The following is a 16,995-nucleotide window of genomic DNA, read 5'->3' as shown; positions in this document are numbered from 1 at the left end:
AGCACGGGAGGCTCGTCCGTCCCGTCGAGTTTGACGTTACACGTCGCCTTCCTCCCGCCGGCCACCCCGTCCGCGCCTCCTTCCCGCCCGGCCCCCCGACGGCCCTGCCCGTCGTCGGGGCAGGGCCGTGTCTCACCCGGTCAGGGCCGTCGTCTCACTCGGCGGCCAGCGCCTCCACCGGTGCGGCGCTCGCGGCCCGTCGTCCGGGCAGCACCGAGGCCAGGGCGGCGGCCACCACGGCGACGGCCAGGACACCCAGGGTCTGCGGCCAGGACACCGCCAGCTGGACCTCCTCCTGCTCCAGCACCACCATCAGGGAGCTGGCGCCGAGCCAGCCGAGGAAGGAGCCGGCCAGGACGCCGACGACCCCGCCCACCACGGCCAGCGAGACCGCCTCCAGCAGCAGCATGGTGCGCAGCTGGGACCGCTGCAGGCCCAGGGCCCGCAGCAGGGCCGACTCCCGGGCCCGCTCGATCACCGACAGCCCGAGGGTGTTGCCGACCCCGACCAGGGAGATCAGCACCGCCGCGCCCAGCAGGGCGGTGGCGATCAGCACCAGGGTGTCCAGCGCCTGGGTGTACGCCGCGACGTCGACCAGCGCCCCGCCCTCGACCAGGGACCGGTCGCTGCCCTCGGTGATCGAGGTGACGGCGGTGGACACGTGCTGGACGTCGGCGCGGGGGTCGACGTCCAGCCACAGCCCGGCGGTGTTGGTGCCCCCGCCGAGCAGGCTGGACACCGCCGCCGGGGTCAGCAGCACGTTCTGGTGGGCGGCGTGGCTGATCACGGTGGTGAAGGTCTCCGAGCGCGAGGACACCACCTCGCCCTCGTCGTCGTAGGTCTCGGCCGTCACGGTCACCTGCTGGCCGGGAGCCAGGCCGTCGGCGGGGGAGAGGACGGCCGTCCGGTCGTCCAGACCGGACAGCGGCTCGGGCAGGAACGCGTCGGCGGCGACGGGGTCGACCCCGAAGGCCGTGCCGTAGGTCGAGAACCCCTGGTCGGTCTCGGCGCGCACCGACACCGCGGACGTGGTCAGCGACCCGGTGACCCCCTCCACCGAGGTCAGCCGGGTCACGAGGCCCGGGTCGAGGTCGGTCCCCTGGGTGTCGGCCAGCGAGACGTCGACGGGGAAGCGCTCCTGGATGTCGCCCAGCAGCGTGCGCTGGGCGGTCGCCGCCCCGGTCTGCAGGGTGACGGTGAGGCCGACGGTGAGCATCAGGGCGACGCAGGTGGCGGCCGCACGAGCCGGGTTGCGGGCCAGGCCGGCGCTGGCGATGCGTCCGACCGGACCGAGCCGGCCCGTGAGCACCCCCAGCCCCCGGAGCAGCGCCGGCACGTAGAGCGGCGCGGCCCCCAGCACGGCGAGGGAGAGGGTGGCGCCCGCGGCGATGGCCACCACCAGCACCAGCTCCCCGGACAGCCCGACCGCCGCGCTGCCCACCGGCAGGCTGAGCACGGCCAGCAGCACCCCGACCACCGCGAGCGCCGAGCAGACCACGACCCGGATGACGGTGGTGCGACGCTGCTGGGCCGCGGCGGCCACCGGGCGGAGCGCCTCCATCGGGGAGATCCGCGCCGCGCGCGCCACGGCGGCCGTGGCGGCCAGCACGGTGACCAGCAGCCCGGCGAGCGCGGAACCGCCGAGCGCGACGGGGTCCAGCCGCAGGCCGTAGGTGAGGGACCCGCTCCACCCGGCCACCGCCAGGGTGACGCCGAGGCCCAGCAGCACGCCCAGCACGGCCCCGACCAGGCCCGTCACCGCCGCCTCGGCCAGCATCCCGGCGCGGAGCTGGGCGGAGGTGGCGCCGACGGCGCGCAGCAGCCCGATCCGGCGCCGCCGCTGCACGACCAGGATGGAGAAGGTGTTGGCGATGATCAGCGCCCCGACCAGCATGGCGATGGAGGCGAAGACGAGCAGCAGCACGGTGATGACGCTGGCGTCGCCGGCCAGCGACTCCGACATCGCCGCCGCCTTCTCCGGCGTCGTCTGGACCGTGGCGCCCTCGGTGACCACGGCGTCGGGGACGCCGGCCACGGCCTGGGTCAGCGGGACGACCAGGGAGGCCGGGTCGGTGCCGGGTTCGACGAGCACCAGCAGCTCGCCGACGAAGAGCTCCTCCTCGGGGCTGAGGGCGGGCGAGGTGAACCAGGCCGGGGCGGCGTACACCGTCGGGTAGGTGCCGGTGAGCAGCCCGGGGGTGGGCGCGGCCACGCCCACCACCTGGGCCGGTGCCTGGCCCTCCCCGGTGACGGCGGTCAGCTCGAGTGCGTCCCCGACACCGACGCCGAGGGCCTCGGCGGTGCCCGGGTCGAGCGCCACCTCCTCGGCGGTGGTGGGCCAGCGGCCCTGGCCCAGGTCGGCCTGCTGCAGCCGGGGCTCGGCGGCCATGGACATGACCCAGGCGCGGGTGCTGCGCTCACCGGCGCTGACCAGGCTGCCGGCCATCCACGACGGCTCGGCCACGGCGACGCCGGGGACCTCGGTCACCGCCTGCTGCAGGCTGTCGGTTCCCACGCCCGGGTTCTCGACCACGAGGTCGGAGTCGGCGTACTGGCGGGCCAGCTGGGCGCCCACCGCGCCGTACTCGGTCTGCACCACCGAGAAGCTGGCCACCATGAAGGCGACGCTGATGGCCACCGCCACCACGATGGCCAGCACCCGCCGTGGGTGGTGGCGGAGCTCGGCCAGGGAGAGCCGGAGGGCCGTCACGCCGTGGCCCCCTCGTCCACGGCGGGACGGCCCTGACCGGCGGGTCCGCGGCGACGCGGGGTCGTCCCGGTCGCGGGGTTGAGCAGCTCGAGCAGCTGCTCCCGGCTGGGGCTGTCGAGGTCGTCGACGAGGTGGCCGTCGGCCATCAGCAGCACCCGGTCGGCCCAGGAGGCGGCCTGGGCGTCGTGGGTGACCATCACGACGGTCTGGTCGAGCTCGTCGGCGCTGTGGCGCAGGTGGGCCAGCACCTCCTCGCCGGTGGCCGAGTCCAGGGCGCCGGTGGGCTCGTCGGCGAAGAGCACGTCGGGCCGGGTGAGCAGGGCGCGGGCGATGGCCACCCGCTGCTGCTGCCCGCCGGAGAGCTCGCTGGGACGGTGCCGCAGCCGGTCGCCGAGACCGAGCGCGTCCACCACGGAGCGGAAGTGGTCGGGGTCGACGCGGCGCCCGGCCAGGTCCAGCGGGAGCTCGATGTTCTGCTGCGCGGTCAGGGTGGGGAGCAGGTTGAAGGACTGGAAGACGAATCCCACCTTGTCCCGGCGGACGAGGGTGAGCTGCTTGTCGTTGAGCCGGCTGAGCTCGTGCCCGCCCAGGAAGACCCGCCCGCTGGTGATGCGGTCGAGACCGGCCAGGCAGTGCATCAGGGTGGACTTGCCCGAGCCGGACTGGCCCATCACCGCGGTGAAGCTGCCCCGGTGCAGGCTCAGGCTCACCCCCGACACCGCCCGCACCTCGGTCCGGCCGCTGCCGTAGACCTTGGTCAGGTCCTCCGCGCTGGCCACCACCTCCCGCCGGTCGCCCGGAGTGGGTGCGGGTCGACCGGGGTCGGTCAGCTGGTCGGGAGGGTGGGGGTGCGCGCTCATCAGTACTCCGGGGTTCGTGGGCCGACGGGCGGCCCTGGACGGACGACAGCGACGCTAGTGACCGGGCCGGCTGCTGCCATGGGACCAGCGGCGCCGGTCAACGGCCCACCCGGGGACCACGGGGGCAGTGCGGGGGCACCGGGGTCCGACCCGCCCCGCGGGAGCCGTGGCCCACGGAGCCCGTGTCGCGGCGCCGGGGCCGCCGGGTGGGCGCCGGACGTCACCCGCCTGTCGGACCCGGCCCCTAGCCTCGTGGGCATGACGCCATCAGTGCTGCTGCTCTCCGGTGCCGGGCTCCCGACCTGGGTCTGGGACCGCACCCGCGAGGGGCTGCCGGTGCCCTCCACCGTCGCCCCCCGCCCGACCAGCCGCTCCGCCGACGTCGCGGCCCACGCCCGGGTGGCCCTGGCCGCGGCGCCCGAGGGACCGCTGGTCGTGGTCGCCCACTCCGCCGGCGGGGTGGTGGCGGCCGAGCTGAGCGGGCTGGCCCCGGACCGGGTGCGGGGCGTGCTGGCCGTGGCCGCGGTGGTGCCGGCAGCCGGGGGCTCCTACGCGTCCTCGCTGCCGCGGCCCCTCCGGCTCGTGCTGCCGGCCCTGCTCCGGGTGGCGGGGACCCGGCCGCCGGAGAAGGCGCTGCGCACCAGCCTGGCCGCCGGCGTGGACGAGGCGACCGCCCAGCGCCTGGTCGAGGACTTCGCACCGGAGAGCCGTCGCTACTTCACCAGCCGGGTCAGCACCCCGCTGCAGGCTCCCGTGCTCGGCTACGTGACCACCGCCGACGACCGCCAGCTGCCCCTGGCCTGGCAGCACCGCTACCTGCGTCGGCTGGAGCCGGGATTCACCCGGCACCTGCCCGGCGGGCACCTGCCGATGCTGGAGCACCCGGACCGGCTCAGGGAGGCCGTCACGGCCTTCCTCGACCTGGTGGCCGAGGGCGGCCCCTGACCGCCGGCGGCGCGGTCCCCGCGACCTCCGACGTCAGACGGCGCCGGCCAGGACGGCCGGGATGATCACCGAGCTGAGGTTGTTGACCGCGTGCACCACGACACCGGGCCACAGCGACCCGGTCCGGCGCAGCAGCAGGGCACCGATGACGCCGACGACGAAGGCGACCGGCAGCACGTAGTTGATGCCGTGGGCCACGGCGAACACCGTCGAGCTGACCAGCACCGCCACCCACGGCCCGTAGCGGGCGAGCCCGTTGGTCAGCACCCCCCGGAAGAAGAGCTCCTCCCCGATGGGGACCAGCACCGCACCGAGGACGAGGGCGCCGAGGAAGGACAGCGCGCCGCCGGTGGCCGCGGCCTGGTAGCCGGCCTGGATGTTCTCCGGGGGCGGGAACAGCGTCACCACCGCCGCGGTGACCAGCAGGTTGAGCACGATCACGCCGATCCCGATGGCGACCGAGACCAGCAGCCACCGCCCGGAGACCCGCCGCAGGCCGAAGGCGCGGACGTCACGGACACGGAGGGCGACGGCGGCGGCGAACCCGCCGAGGGGTCCGAGGGCGGACACGGCGTACAGGGCGAGACCGCGCAGGATCTCCTGGTCCTGGGGGATCAGGCTGGTGGCGGCGAGGAGCAGGGCGATCAACGCCGCGGCGACGACGAGGCCCACCCCGATCTCGGGCCAGCCGACCCTCGGCGACGGCCTGCCGCCGGCACCTGCGGAAGGGGTGGACGTGGCGGAGGGCCCGGGCCCGTCGGCCGGTGCGGGTCGTGGTGCCGGGCCGCCGGGTGGCAGGGCGTCGGGGTGCGGGTCGGGTCGGGACGAGGAGTTCTGCGGCATGTCCCCAGTCCAGCGGCGGACGCCCCGGGGCAGTAGTGCGACCACGTCACCTCCCGGCCATGACGTCCCTGACCCCCCACCCGTGACGCAGCGTCACTGGTGGCCCCGCTCCCACCCGGTCAGACTGGTGGCCCAGGCACCGTCGACCCAGGAGGAGCGCATGCCCCCGGAGACGCCGACGGTGACGCAGCGGGAGCTGCACGCCCTCAACGTCGGCCTCGGCTTCGCCACGCTCTCCACCATCGGCGCCCTGCTCGTGGTGGTCGACGCCCGCACGGTCCCCGAGGCGGCGCTGCTGGGCACCGGGCTGGTGGCGGCCCTCGTCGCCGTGCGCTGGTGGACCTCGACCGGTCCGGTCCTCGGCGCCCTGCTGGTCACGGCCGTGGTCTGGGTCGTCGGGGTGCTGGTGACCGGCAGCAGCACGGCGTCCTGGGGTCTCGCGGTCGTCGGGTCGGTCCTGGTCCTCCAGCGGCCCCGGCACCGTCGGCGGCTCCTGCTCGGGCTGGTCGGCTACGCCGTCGCGGTGGTGGTGCTGAGGGTGCTCCTGGACCCGGCCGACACCGCGGGCACCCTGCTGCGCCACGGCGTGGGCGCCGGTGGCGTCGCGCTCGGGGCCGTGGTGACGACCGTGCTGTACGTCGCGGTGCAGCGCGTGCTGGCCGAGCTCGAGGCCTCCCGTGGACGGCAGGCGGAGCTGGCGGTGGCCCGCGAGCGCGTCCGCTTCGCCAGCGACCTGCACGACATCCAGGGCCACACCCTGCACGTGGTGAAGCTCAAGGTGGCCCTGTCGCGGCGTCTACTGCACGACGACCTGGACCGGGTGGAGCAGGAGCTGGCCGAGGTCCACGCCCTGGTCGGGGACACCATCGCACGGACGAAGGAGCTGGCCCACGCCCAGCGGCGGCTCAACCTGGCCGTCGAGCTGGAGAACGCCAAGAACCTGTTCGAGGCCGCCGGCATCCGGGTCGAGGTGCAGCGGAGCGGTGAGGTGGAGCCAGGGGTCGGGGAGCTGCTCGGCCAGGTGCTGAGGGAGACCACCACCAACGTCCTGCGTCACACCCGCGCGACCCGCGTCCGGATCGTGCTGACGTCCGACGGCATCGCGATCGACAACGACGGCGCCGCCGACGAGGAGCCCGAGCTCAGCGGGCTGGCGGTCCTGCGGGACCGGGTGGCCGGGGCCGGGGGCGAGCTGGTGGTGCGGGGCGGCGACGGCACCTTCCGTACCGCGGCGACGCTGCCCCGGCCGCACGCCGACGCGTCCACCCCGGTGCTGCAGGAGGAGCGACGATGACCACGGTGGTGCTGGCCGACGACGAGGTCCTGCTGCGCAAGGCGCTGGCCGCGCTGCTCCCGCTGGAGGGGGACGTCGCGGTGCTGGCCGAGGCCGAGGACGCGGCGAGCGCGGTCGAGGCGACCCTGCGGCACCAGCCGGACGTCCTGGTGATCGACCTGGAGATGCCCGGCGTGGACGGCCTGGGGGCGGTGGAGGCCGTCCGCCGCAGCCGTCCGGACCAGGTCGTGCTGATGCTGACCCGTCACGCCAGGCCCGGGGTCCTGCGCCGCGCGCTGCGGCTGGGGGTGCAGGGCTTCGTCACCAAGGCCGCCGAGCCCGGACACATCGCCACGGTGATCCAGACCCTGCACGCGGGTGGGCGGTGGATCGACCCGGAGGTGTCCGCGCGCGCCGTGATCGACGACTGCCCGCTCACCGACCGCGAGCTGGACGTGCTCCGGGTCACCTCCGACGGCTACTCGGTGGCCGACATCGCCGCACGGCTCCACCTGGCGGCCGGCACGGTGCGGAACTACCTCTCCAGCGCGATGCAGAAGACCCAGACCCGCACCCGGCACGAGGCCGCCCGGTACGCCCGCGAGCACGACTGGCTCTGAGCGCCCCCGTCCGGCGCGAGCCACGACCGGGGTGCCGGGCGCCGCACGCCGGCGGACGCTACCGGGCGGTGGTCGGGTGGTCCCGGAGGAGCTCGGTGATCGTGGTGGGGCTGCGACCCAGCAGCCTCTCGAGGTCACCGGGCTGGTCGTCCCACTCGCCGGTGTTGATCGCGCGGACCCAGCTCAGCACGAACTCCGCGGCGGGTCCGGGCAGGCCGCCGGCGACCAGGCGCCCGAGGTACTCCTCGTCCGGGACCGGCACGTGGTGGACGGTAGTGCCCCGGATCTCGGAGAGGACCTCCGCGACGTCGGAGAACGAGACCGCCGGCGCTCCGTGCAGGGCGTAGGTCCTGCCCTCGTGGCCGCGTTCGGTCAGGACGACGGCCTGGGCCTCGGCGAGGTCCTGACGCGTCGCCGCCGCGACCCTGCCGTCCCCGGCGGGGACGCGGACGCCGACCTCGGCGGCGTCGGCCCCGATGAAGTCCCGCAGGCTCTCCAGGAACGGCGGGTGACCCAGGATCGTGGACGTCAGGCCCGACGCCTCCAGCGTCTCCAGGTTGGCGGTGTCGTGCGCGGTGACGTGCGGGAGGTCGAGCCCGGAGCCGGCCTTGCGGATGATCGGGGTGTAGACGAGGTGGTCGACCCCGACCTCCTGCGCCGCGGCGATCACGTTGGCGTGCTGGGCGCTGCGGTCGGTGAAGGCCACGCTGGGGACCAGCAGCACCTTCTCCACGCCGGCGAGGGCGCGCGTCAGCGAGGCCCGGTCGAGGTAGTCCCCGGCCCTGATCTCGACGCCGCGGGCGGTGAGGTCGGCGGCCTTCCGCGGGTCGCGGGCCAGGCCCACGAGCTCGGCGGCGGGCCGCCGCTCGAGCAGGTGCTGGAGCGTCATGCGGCCGATGCGGCCGGTGGCGCCGGTGACGAGGATCGTGCTCATGGTGGTGTCCTTCGGTGGTGTCGTGCAGGTGCTCGGAGGGTGCGGGGGGCTGCGGCCGGTCGGCGGCAGGCCGGGCGGGTCAGGTCGCGATGACGACCTTGCCGATCGTGCGGCGGCTCTCGAGGAGCTGGTGAGCGGCCCGCATGCTCTGCGCGCTCAGACCCTGCAGCCGGGTGGTGGTGATGGGTCGCAGACGTCCGGCGGCGGCGTCCGCGGCGAGCTCGTGCAGGATCCGGCCCTGGGCGCTGGGGTCCTCGCCGTGGACGACCGCGTTGAAGACCATCTCGGTGTGGACCGACACGGACCTGAGGACCAGGGGGCCCAGGTCCAGCGGCCCGTCGAGGTCGACCGCCGCCAGGTGACCGTGGGGCCGCAGCAGCGGGGCGATCCAGGCCAGGTTCGCCGCGGTCCCGGCGGTCGAGAGCACCATGTCGACGTGCTCGATGCCTGCCGAGCGGAGGGCAGCGGGCACGTCGGCGCCGTGGTCGACGACGAGGTCGGCCCCCATGGTGGTGCACCAGCGCTGGGACTCCGGTCGCGAGGCCGTGCAGATCACCGTGGCCGAGGTCCTCGTCGCCAGCAGCTGGGTGGCCAGGGAACCGACGCCGCCGGCGCCGCCGACCACCAGCACCCGGTCGACGCCGGCCGGGAGCGCTCCTCCCTCGCGGAACAGCGCCTCCCAGGCCGTGACCCCGCCGATCGGCAGCGACGCGGCGTCCACGAGGGACAGCGTGTCGGGGACCCGTGCGACGACGCGGTGGTCGATCGCCACGCGCTCGGCCCAGCAGCCGTCCCTCGTCGGGTCCCCGGTGCCGAGCACGCGATCGCCGACGGAGAACCCGCTCACCGCAGGTCCGACCGCCACGACGACGCCCGCGAGCTCCCAGCCGAGGACCACCCGTCCTCCGGGGTCGGCGCTGCGCGTGCGGCGCACCCGGGTCTCACCGGGGTTGACGCCGACCGCCCCGACCTCGACCACCAGGTCCGCGTCGCGCGGCACCGGCTCCGCCACCTCGACCAGCTCGATCGCGAAGGCCTCGAGGGGATGGGCCCGCTGGTAGGCCAGGGCCTTCACCCGACGTCCTGTCGCAGCGCGTGGAGTGCCGACAGCGGCCCGCCGCCGACCTGCATCAGGCGTCCACCCTCGCGGAGCGGTCCGACGTCCACGGGCGCGAAGCCGAACCCGTCGACCACGTCGTGGAAGAGCGTCTTGGCGGCCACGTCGTCGCCGGCGTAGAAGAGGAGCTGCCGACCGGCCTCGTGCCGGGGGTCCGGCGCGATGAAGCGGCCGTGCAGCGTGTTGAACGCCTTGACCACCCGCGCCCCCGGCACGAGCGAGGCCACCAGCTCGCTGCCGGTCAGGTCGCCGAGGTCGTCGACGACGGGCTGCTGCCGGGTCCCGGTGAGCTGGTTGGTGGCGTCGACCAGCACCCGGCCGTCCCGGTGCGGCAGGCCACGGAGCGCGGCAGGAACCGCGGACCACGGCACGGCGAGCAGCACCAGATCCGCCTCAGCGGCCTGCGCGATCGTCCCCGCCGAGGCCCCCGGCCCGATCGCGGCCACGACCGGCTCCAGCGACGCGGGGCCGCGGCTGTTGCTCAGGACCACGTCCTGCCCGGAGCGCACCGCGTGACGCGCGACGGCCTGGGCGACCTCCCCGGCACCGATCGTCCCCCACGTCGGTCGGTGGACCCCGCTCACCGGGACAGCACCGAGGCGGTGGTGCACGGCGTGCTCGGGAGAAGCCCGGTACAGTTCAAGATGATGGTCGTCATGTGAATAAAGATGACGGCTGTCATCCAACAAGTCAAACGACCGGGAGAGGACTGCCGCATGCCGCGGATCTCCGAGCAGGACATGGCCCAGACGCGTCAGCGCATCGTCGATGCGGCGAGTCCCCGGTTCCGCGCCGAGGGGATCGACGGGATCGGGATCGCGGCGCTGATGAAGGACGCGGGTCTGACCCACGGCGGCTTCTACAACCACTTCGCCTCCAAGGACGCCCTCGCGGTCGCCGTCTGCGAGGACGCCTTCGCAGCCTCGCTCGCGACGCTCGCCCGGACCGTCGACGAGGCGGACCCGGACCGGCCCACCCTGGCGGAGACCCTGGCCGACTACCTCTCACCGGAGCACCGCGACGGGCCCGACGGCGGGTGCCCGTCCGCGGCCCTGGTCAGCGACGCCGGTCGGCACGGCCCTGCGATCCAGGCCTCCTACGCCAGGGGCGTGGCGGGCTACCTCGCGGGGTTCGACGCCGCTCAGCAGCTGGAGGCGACCGAGCGCGGCGAGTCGCTCGACCCGGGAGAGGCCCGGCGTCGGTCGATCGCCCTGCTGAGCGAGATCGTCGGGGCGATCGTCCTCTCCCGCGCGATCCGGCTGGCGGACCCCGACCTCTCCGACGAGATCCTCACCGTCAGTCGGGAGCGGCACGACCGGTAGCTCTGATCGGCTCCTCGACGTGGGCAGCCGTCCGGGGAGGTCCTTCGAGGGGCTGCGCCGACACCCAGGACCGGGACGGGTGACGCGGGCGGCGGGGGCGGCGCGGGTGATGCGCGGCGGAGGGGGCGGCGCGGGTGACGCGGGCGACGCGGGTGCTGCGGTCAGCGCGTCAGCCAGGCCCGCCACGCCGCCCAGTCCGAGGGCAGGACGCTGTGCCCTCCGGGCCGGAGCCCGTAGGCGAGGGTCCCCGGGCTGGTGGCCCCGGGCCCGGGCCGCTCCGACGCGGCGGGCTGGTCCGCGCCGAGGAGAGCGAACACCGGCGCGGCGGCCAGGACGGAGTCCCAGGTACCTGCCGGGTCGGCCCACAGGTCCTCGGTGCCGTTCCACAGCAGCGTCGGTCGGGGGGCGGAGAGGGCCAGCAGCTGGTGCTGCTCCACCGGCAGGTCCTCGGGGTGCTCGGCCAGCTCGGCGAAGGCGGGGGCGAACCAGTGCGGGAAGCGGCTGGTGATCGCCGCCACCGTCTCGGCCTCGGGACGCCCGTCGAGGCCGGGGGTGCAGCGCTCCGGCGGCTTGCGGGACGGTGAGGCCCCGCCGGTGCCGCTCTGGGTGGCGACCACCGCGGCGAAGCGGTCGTCCCAGCCGCTGGCCACCAGGGCGGCCTTGCCCATCCGCGAGTGCCCGAAGGCGGTGACCGCGTCGGCGTCCAGCTCGGGCCGGAAGCCCAGCGCGACCCGGGCCGCCGACAGCGCCCAGGCCCAGGCCATCAACGCACCGGGCCGCCCGTCACCGGTGGCCAGGGCGTCGAGTTCGGGTCCGGCCAGGTCCGGGTGGTCCTGCACCACGTCCCCGCAGAAGACGGTGGCGACCGCGGCGCCGGCCGCCACCGTGGCCAGCACGTCCCACTCGCTCGCGTGGGAGCCGCGGCCGGAGTCGCCGTCGACGGCGTACCGGTCGTGCACGGCGATGTCGGGGTGGGCGAGCACGGTGTGGTTGCCGTGGAAGTTCATCCCCAGGAAGCAGGAGTGGGGACCCGGGCCGGTCGGCTCGACGAGCAGCAGCGGGAAGCGCACGGCCGGGGAGGCGACCACGACCTCGGCCTGCAGCACCCGGGACGTGCCGAGGTCCGTCTCGGAGTGGACGACCAGCTCGACGTCCTGCGGGTCCCCGGGCCAGGGTCCGTAGACCGACTGCTCGAACAGCCGCCGCAGCTCCTCGCGACGCGGCGCCCAGTCGGCGGGATCTCGGACGGGGCGGCCGTCCTCGGTGGTGAGCGGGTCCAGGTCGTCGGGGCGGCGCACGGCACCAACCTAGGGGTGCCGACGCCGCCCCGCCCCACGTCCCAGGACCGGGCCTCAGGCGGTGGTCAGGGCCTCCCGCAGTCCGGCCCGGGCGGCCAGGGCGGCCCGCCCGTCGGCGAGGGCCAGGTCGCCGTTCACCTGGGCGCCGGCCATCATCCCCGCGGCGGCGGAGGCCACCACCTGGGCGTGCAGCACGGCGACGTTGCCCGCCACCCACACCCCCGGCACGGACGTCCGACCGGTCGGGTCGGCCGTCACGTTGGTGCCGAAGAGGTGGTCGCCCATCCTGAATTCGTCCACGGGGAGGCCGAGCTCCTCCAGGCCGGAGACCCTCGCGTGCATCGTGGTGGCCACGGCGAGGGCGTCCAGCTCCACCAGCGTCCCGTCGGCCAGCCGGGCGCCGACGACACGGTCGCCGTCGCTCTCCAGTGCGGTGACCTCGCCGTCCACGAAGCGCACCCCGAGCGCGTCCAGCTCGGCGACGTCCTGCTCGGGCAGGTCCCCGCTGAGGTGGGTGAGCACCGTGACGTGCTCGCTCAGCTGGCGGAAGAGCCTGGCCTGGTGCCCGGCTATCGGCGACGTGGCCAGCACGCCGATCCGCTGGTCGCGCACCTCCCAGCCGTGGCAGTAGGGGCAGTGCACGACGCCGCGGCCCCACTGCTCGGCGACGCCGGGGACGTCGGGCAGCACGTCACCCAGCCCGGTGGCCACGACCACCCGCCGGGCCCGGAACCGACGGCCGTCGGCCAGCTCGACCTCGAAGGACGGCTCCCCGTCCGGCTCACCCAGCGGCCGGGCCCGGGTGACCTGCCCGTCGACGACCTCGACGCCGTAGCCCTCGGCCTCCGCCCGTCCGATCCGCAGCAGCTCCAGCGGGGAGACCCCCTCGTGACCGAGGTAGGTGTGCACCCCCTCGGCCGGGGCGTTGCGCGGCGCACCGGCGTCGACCACCGTCACGCTGCGCCGCGAGCGCCCCAGCGCCACCGCAGCACTCAGCCCGGCCGCCCCGCCACCGACCACCACCACGTCGCGCTCGGCCGCGTCCGTCCCCGTCGTGTTCTCCGCGCTCGTCTTCTCCGTGCCCATCGCACGCCCCTTCCGTAGGTCCTGGGTCCAGCGTGCGTCGAACGGTCCGGGGGAGCAAGTGTGCTTGCTGATGTGGCAAACTACGGGTCATGGCTGACGAGGACGAGGACCTGGACGTGGTGCTGCAGGCCGTGGGGCCCCGGCTCAAGGCGCTGCGGGCCGAGCGGGGGGCGACGCTGGCGCAGCTGTCGGAGCGGACCGGGATCTCGGTCAGCACCCTCTCCCGGCTGGAGTCCGGTCAGCGCCGTCCGACCCTGGAGCTGCTGCTCTCCCTGGCCCGGGCGCACCAGGTCCAGCTCGACGACCTGGTCGACGCCCCGGTCACCGGGGACCCGCGGGTGCACCCGCGCCCGATCCAGCGCAACGGCATGACCATGCTGCCGCTGACCCGGCGTCCCGGGGGTGTGCAGGCCTACAAGATCGTGTGGCCGGCGAAGAAGCCTGGTCCGGACCCGGCGCTGGCCACCCACGAGGGCTACGAGTGGCTCTACGTGATGTCGGGGCGGATCCGGCTGAGGCTGGGCGAGCACGACCTGCTGATGGGGGAGGGCGAGGCGGCCGAGTTCGACACCCGGGTGCCGCACGCCCTCAGCAACCCCGGACCCGAGACCGCGGAGCTGCTGATGCTCTACGGCGCGCAGGGTGAGCGGGCGCACGTCCGGGCGGGTCCGCGCCGCACGAAGGCCTGACCCGGCCACCCTGCGGACCATCGGCGGAGGCACCCGGGCAGCGTGGGCCGCGGAGGTCCGCCGCTCCTGGTCACGCAGAACCGGTCGCTGAGCCCGACGGTGCTCGCCAGGGCGGGAGGCCATCGGGCTGGGTGACCGGTTCTGCACGTCAGGGGGGCGACGTCCGTTGCCGTGCAGAACCGGTCCCTCAGCAGACGACGGTCCCTCATGTGGCGGAGACGTCCGCTGAGCGCCCTGTTCTGCGCACGTCCTGCGTCGAGGGGGCGCACGTCCTGCATCGGGGGGCACGTCCTGCCTCGAGGGGCCACGGCCCGTCGAAGAGCTCGGCCTGAGGGTGCCCGCACCACGGGGCGGACGCCGTCGCCGGTCAAGAGCTCGCCCCGGGATCAGGGTGCGCTCGTCGGCGGTTGACCGGGTCCGCGCGGAGGTCCGCCCGCTCCTGTCACGCAGAACTGGTCGCTGAGCCCGACGGCGCTCGCCAGGGCGGGAGGCCGTCGGGCTGGGTGACCGGTTCTGCGCGTCACGGGAGAGATGGCGCCCGTCGCCGAGCAGAACCGGTCCGTCAGCGGACAGCGGTGGCCCATCTGGCGGAGATGTCGGCTGAGTGCCCTGGTGTGCGCACGGCCGCCCGTCATGGCACCCGCTCGCAGCACCTCAGGGTGGTGAGGTCGGTCGAGGGTGGTGAGGTCAGTCGAGCGCGCCGGTCAGGTGGTCGTGCTCGCCGCTGACCCAGGCGACGTAGCGGTCGGCCGAGCGCTGCACCCACTCACCGGCGTCCGCGGCGACCACGCCCCCGAGGTTGTCGTAGAGCCGGTCCGCCGGCAGGTCGCGGAGGCGCCGGGCGATGGCGGTGACCACCGCGGCCGAGAGCGGCACCTTGTTGGGGTAGCTGCGCAGGAAGGAGGTCCAGCGCTGGTCGGGGGTCGCCACCACGGTGTCCCCGCCCAGCAGCACGCCCCGCCCGTCGTGCCCCGGGAGGTGCGCCACGGCGCTGCCCGCGAAGTGACCACCGATGCGGTGCAGCACGATCCCCGGGACCGGCTCGAGCCGGTCCCGCCAGGTCCGCACCACCGCGTCGTGCCGCTGCACCCACTCCGCGTCGCAGGCGTTGACGTGGACCGGGGCCCCGCTGAAGGCGGAGGACCAGGCCACCTGCGCGCCGAACATGTGCGGGTGGCTGGAGGCGATGGCCGCGACCCCGCCGAGCGCCCGCACCTGCTCCACCAGCTCGTCGTCCAGGTAGCCCACGGGGTCCCAGAGCAGGTTGCCCTGCTCGCCCTGCACCAGGAGGGCGCGCTGCCCGATCCCGACCCCGGGCTCCACGGTGATGCCGTGCAGCCCCGGCTCCAGCTCCTCGACCGTGGCCCGGCGACCGCTGCCCACCAGCTCGTCCAGCCGGGCCCAGCGCTGACCGCCGGGGCCGACGTACTGCCTCTCGTCCAGGCAGATCGGGCAGCGCTCGGGCGGGACGGGGCCGGGAGGGTGCTCCACCCCGCAGGCGAGGCAGAGCCAGGGTGGTGTGGTCAGCAGGCCCGAGGTCGTCATGGGACCCAGCCTGAGACCTCGACCCTGCTGGAGGTCAAGCCCCATCCCGACGTCCGCACCGCCCGGGCGCTCACCCGGGGAAGCGGGTGTCCACGCTGGTCGTGCGCCAGGCCTCCAGCACCTGACGTCGGGCGTCCAGGAGCTCGAGGTGGCTCTCCAGCGAGTCCTCGCCGAGGGCCAGCATCGACGGCGGCTCGTCGGCCTCCACCGCGGCGATGATCGCCTCGGCGGCCCTGGCCGGGTCGCCGGGCTGGGTGCCGTGGGTGTGGTCGTTCTCCTTGCGGCGCAGTCCGGCCGTCTCGGCGTAGTCGCTGATCGGCTCGCGGGCCTGCTGGAGGGAGCGGCCGGCGAAGTCGGTGCGGAACAGCCCCGGCTCGACCACGACCACCGAGATCCCGAGCGGTGCCACCTCCTTGGCCAGCGAGGACGACGCCGCCTCCAGCGCGGCCTTGCTGGCGGCGTAGTAGCCCGACCCGGCCGGGCAGACCTGGGCGCCGATGGAGGAGATGTTGACCACCGCGCCGGAGCGACGGGCCCGCATGCCGGGGAGCACGGCCTTGGTCATCGCCACCGCCCCGAAGAAGTTGGTGGCGAAGAGCTGGGCCACCTCGGCCTCGTCGCCCTCCTCCAGCGCGGCGCGGTAGCCGTACCCGGCGTTGTTGACCAGGACGTCGACGCCGCCGAACCGCTCCTCGGCCGCGTGCACCGACGCCTGCACCTGGGCGGCGTCGGTGACGTCGAGGGCCAGGGCCAGGGCGGTGTCGGGGAACTGGTCGACGAGGTCCCGCACGGACCCCGGGTCGCGGGCGGTGACCACGGCGCGGTGGCCGTGCTCGAGGACGGCCCGGGCGAGGTGCCGGCCCAGGCCGGTGGAGCATCCGGTGATCAACCAGGTGGGCACGAGCTCTCCTTCGTGGTGGCGACGCTGCGGGTCCTGCGTGGGGTCGGTGCGTCTCCAGGCTGGCACGGCCGCGGTGCCGCTCGACGGCCGGGGCGGCGTGGTGCCCGGCCGTCGGTCTCACCCCGCCAGGACGGTGGGGACCAGGATCGGCAGGTTGATGAGGAGGTGGAGCAGCATCGCCGCCACCAGGTTGCGGCGGAGGAGGGCCACGGCGGCGACGGCGATGGCGCCCGGCAGCTGGTGCAGCAGCCACGAGGGGCCGAAGAAGACGACGTGCGGGACGACGAACACGGCCAGGCTCAGCAGTGCACCGACCCAGCGGGCCCAGGGTCGGCGGCCGAGGAGCGCACCGAGCCTCTCGGCGAGGTAGCCGCGGTAGACGACCTCCTCGGTGACCGCTGCGGTCAGGATCAGCAGCAGCACCCCCGCGACCCCGAGCCGGGCGATGGTCGCGATGCCCTCGTTGTCCTCCTGCGGGGCGAGGAGGCTGAGGCCCCACGACCACACCATGAACGCCCCGAAGGCGTAGAGCACCCACTCCAGGTCGCGACCACTGGGCCGCCGCAGCAGGAGCGAGGCCGGGCCGAGGCGCTCCACGCCGACCACGACGGCCAGCAGCAGCGCCGCGCCCGCCCACTTCCACGGGTCCCCCGCGAGCGGACCGGTCAGGCCGAACCGCAGGTCCAGGCCGGCCACCTGGTCGACGGGTGGGCCGTGGTAGACGACGGCGATGACGACCAGGCCCAGCCCCAGGCCGGTCAGCCGCCGTGCCCGCCCGGGTGACCAGGCGTCGGCGACCTGCGCCTCCGTGGCCGTCGAACTCGGACTCGATCCGCTGCCCATCACACTAGA

The 16,995-nt window shown here is 75.0% G+C and carries 16 protein-coding genes; 5 read left to right on the top strand and 11 right to left on the bottom strand.

The features are described 5' to 3' along the window. Positions 1–154: 154 nt before the first annotated feature. Positions 155–2,710 carry an FtsX-like permease family protein gene (locus BLT52_RS03420; RefSeq protein WP_090590653.1) on the bottom strand — a complete coding sequence of 852 codons (2,556 nt, stop codon included), beginning with the start codon at positions 2,708–2,710 and terminating at the stop codon, positions 155–157. Beyond that, a complete protein-coding gene (locus BLT52_RS03415) occupies positions 2,707–3,570 on the bottom strand; it encodes an ABC transporter ATP-binding protein (protein WP_090590650.1) in 864 nt (287 codons plus the stop codon). The genes BLT52_RS03420 and BLT52_RS03415 overlap by 4 nt, the downstream gene beginning before the upstream one ends. A 258-nt stretch (positions 3,571–3,828) precedes the next feature. Between BLT52_RS03415 and BLT52_RS03410 the strand changes: the two genes are divergently transcribed. Next, complete coding sequence (locus BLT52_RS03410) at positions 3,829–4,515, top strand: alpha/beta fold hydrolase (protein WP_157676952.1); 687 nt, start codon at positions 3,829–3,831, stop codon at positions 4,513–4,515. Positions 4,516–4,548: 33 nt separating this feature from the next. On the opposite strand, the gene BLT52_RS03405 is transcribed toward BLT52_RS03410, so the two are convergent. Next, positions 4,549–5,358 carry a CPBP family intramembrane glutamic endopeptidase gene (locus BLT52_RS03405; protein ID WP_157676951.1) on the bottom strand — a complete coding sequence of 270 codons (810 nt, stop codon included), beginning with the start codon at positions 5,356–5,358 and terminating at the stop codon, positions 4,549–4,551. 160 nt (positions 5,359–5,518) lie between these two features. Between BLT52_RS03405 and BLT52_RS03400 the strand changes: the two genes are divergently transcribed. Beyond that, positions 5,519–6,652, top strand: coding sequence for a sensor histidine kinase (locus tag BLT52_RS03400; RefSeq protein ID WP_090590643.1), 1,134 nt, complete (start codon positions 5,519–5,521; stop codon positions 6,650–6,652). After that, positions 6,649–7,251, top strand: a complete 603-nt coding sequence (locus BLT52_RS03395; RefSeq protein ID WP_090590640.1) for a response regulator transcription factor — start codon at positions 6,649–6,651, stop codon at positions 7,249–7,251. Before BLT52_RS03400 ends, BLT52_RS03395 begins: the two co-directional genes overlap by 4 nt. Before the next feature lie 58 nt (positions 7,252–7,309). On the opposite strand, the gene BLT52_RS03390 is transcribed toward BLT52_RS03395, so the two are convergent. The 3 genes from BLT52_RS03390 to BLT52_RS03380 form a co-directional block, all read right to left on the bottom strand. Beyond that, positions 7,310–8,185 carry an NmrA family NAD(P)-binding protein gene (locus tag BLT52_RS03390; RefSeq protein ID WP_090590639.1) on the bottom strand — a complete coding sequence of 292 codons (876 nt, stop codon included), beginning with the start codon at positions 8,183–8,185 and terminating at the stop codon, positions 7,310–7,312. Between the two features lie 79 nt (positions 8,186–8,264). Beyond that, complete coding sequence (locus BLT52_RS03385; protein WP_090590636.1) at positions 8,265–9,260, bottom strand: zinc-binding alcohol dehydrogenase family protein; 996 nt, start codon at positions 9,258–9,260, stop codon at positions 8,265–8,267. Next, complete coding sequence (locus BLT52_RS03380; RefSeq protein WP_197679174.1) at positions 9,257–9,988, bottom strand: NADPH-dependent F420 reductase; 732 nt, start codon at positions 9,986–9,988, stop codon at positions 9,257–9,259. The genes BLT52_RS03385 and BLT52_RS03380 overlap by 4 nt, the downstream gene beginning before the upstream one ends. A gap of 30 nt (positions 9,989–10,018) precedes the next feature. On the opposite strand from BLT52_RS03380, the gene BLT52_RS03375 reads away from it, so the two are divergent. Next, positions 10,019–10,624 (top strand): TetR/AcrR family transcriptional regulator, encoded by a 606-nt coding sequence (locus BLT52_RS03375; protein WP_090590632.1) that lies wholly within the window; start codon positions 10,019–10,021, stop codon positions 10,622–10,624. Positions 10,625–10,785: 161 nt separating this feature from the next. On the opposite strand, the gene BLT52_RS03370 is transcribed toward BLT52_RS03375, so the two are convergent. Next, positions 10,786–11,922 (bottom strand): glucuronyl esterase domain-containing protein, encoded by a 1,137-nt coding sequence (locus BLT52_RS03370; RefSeq protein WP_090590630.1) that lies wholly within the window; start codon positions 11,920–11,922, stop codon positions 10,786–10,788. 54 nt (positions 11,923–11,976) lie between these two features. Then, a complete protein-coding gene (locus BLT52_RS03365) occupies positions 11,977–13,008 on the bottom strand; it encodes an NAD(P)/FAD-dependent oxidoreductase (RefSeq protein WP_090590628.1) in 1,032 nt (343 codons plus the stop codon). Positions 13,009–13,097: 89 nt separating this feature from the next. Between BLT52_RS03365 and BLT52_RS03360 the strand changes: the two genes are divergently transcribed. Continuing rightward, positions 13,098–13,697, top strand: a complete 600-nt coding sequence (locus BLT52_RS03360; protein ID WP_090590626.1) for a helix-turn-helix domain-containing protein — start codon at positions 13,098–13,100, stop codon at positions 13,695–13,697. A 687-nt stretch (positions 13,698–14,384) separates the two neighbouring features. Here the strand turns inward: BLT52_RS03360 and BLT52_RS03355 are convergent. From BLT52_RS03355 to BLT52_RS03345, 3 genes are all read right to left on the bottom strand, one after another. Continuing rightward, positions 14,385–15,242 carry a hydrolase gene (locus BLT52_RS03355; protein WP_231946486.1) on the bottom strand — a complete coding sequence of 286 codons (858 nt, stop codon included), beginning with the start codon at positions 15,240–15,242 and terminating at the stop codon, positions 14,385–14,387. A 70-nt stretch (positions 15,243–15,312) separates the two neighbouring features. Beyond that, positions 15,313–16,143: an oxidoreductase gene (locus BLT52_RS03350; RefSeq protein ID WP_090590624.1), complete on the bottom strand. Its 831-nt coding sequence runs from the start codon at positions 16,141–16,143 to the stop codon at positions 15,313–15,315. Positions 16,144–16,260: 117 nt separating this feature from the next. Then, a complete protein-coding gene (locus tag BLT52_RS03345) occupies positions 16,261–16,986 on the bottom strand; it encodes a CPBP family glutamic-type intramembrane protease (RefSeq protein ID WP_090590622.1) in 726 nt (241 codons plus the stop codon). Positions 16,987–16,995 lie beyond the last annotated feature (9 nt).

Source organism: Auraticoccus monumenti (genome assembly GCF_900101785.1).
Lineage (GTDB): Bacteria > Actinomycetota > Actinomycetes > Propionibacteriales > Propionibacteriaceae > Auraticoccus > Auraticoccus monumenti.
The sequence above is the reverse complement of the archived record's forward strand: the minus strand, read 5'-3'. Positions and strand labels throughout refer to the sequence as shown.

What these genes read in the sequence shown, in the direction of transcription:
- BLT52_RS03415 (WP_090590650.1), bottom strand. Translation starts at nt 3,570, where the DNA reads ATGAGCGCGCACCCCCACCCTCCCGACCAGCTGACCGACCCCGGTCGA.
- BLT52_RS03410 (WP_157676952.1), top strand. Translation starts at nt 3,829, where the DNA reads ATGACGCCATCAGTGCTGCTGCTCTCCGGTGCCGGGCTCCCGACCTGG.
- BLT52_RS03405 (WP_157676951.1), bottom strand. Translation starts at nt 5,358, where the DNA reads ATGCCGCAGAACTCCTCGTCCCGACCCGACCCGCACCCCGACGCCCTG.
- BLT52_RS03400 (WP_090590643.1), top strand. Translation starts at nt 5,519, where the DNA reads ATGCCCCCGGAGACGCCGACGGTGACGCAGCGGGAGCTGCACGCCCTC.
- BLT52_RS03395 (WP_090590640.1), top strand. Translation starts at nt 6,649, where the DNA reads ATGACCACGGTGGTGCTGGCCGACGACGAGGTCCTGCTGCGCAAGGCG.
- BLT52_RS03390 (WP_090590639.1), bottom strand. Translation starts at nt 8,185, where the DNA reads ATGAGCACGATCCTCGTCACCGGCGCCACCGGCCGCATCGGCCGCATG.
- BLT52_RS03375 (WP_090590632.1), top strand. Translation starts at nt 10,019, where the DNA reads ATGCCGCGGATCTCCGAGCAGGACATGGCCCAGACGCGTCAGCGCATC.
- BLT52_RS03365 (WP_090590628.1), bottom strand. Translation starts at nt 13,008, where the DNA reads ATGGGCACGGAGAAGACGAGCGCGGAGAACACGACGGGGACGGACGCG.
- BLT52_RS03360 (WP_090590626.1), top strand. Translation starts at nt 13,098, where the DNA reads ATGGCTGACGAGGACGAGGACCTGGACGTGGTGCTGCAGGCCGTGGGG.
- BLT52_RS03355 (WP_231946486.1), bottom strand. Translation starts at nt 15,242, where the DNA reads ATGACGACCTCGGGCCTGCTGACCACACCACCCTGGCTCTGCCTCGCC.
- BLT52_RS03345 (WP_090590622.1), bottom strand. Translation starts at nt 16,986, where the DNA reads ATGGGCAGCGGATCGAGTCCGAGTTCGACGGCCACGGAGGCGCAGGTC.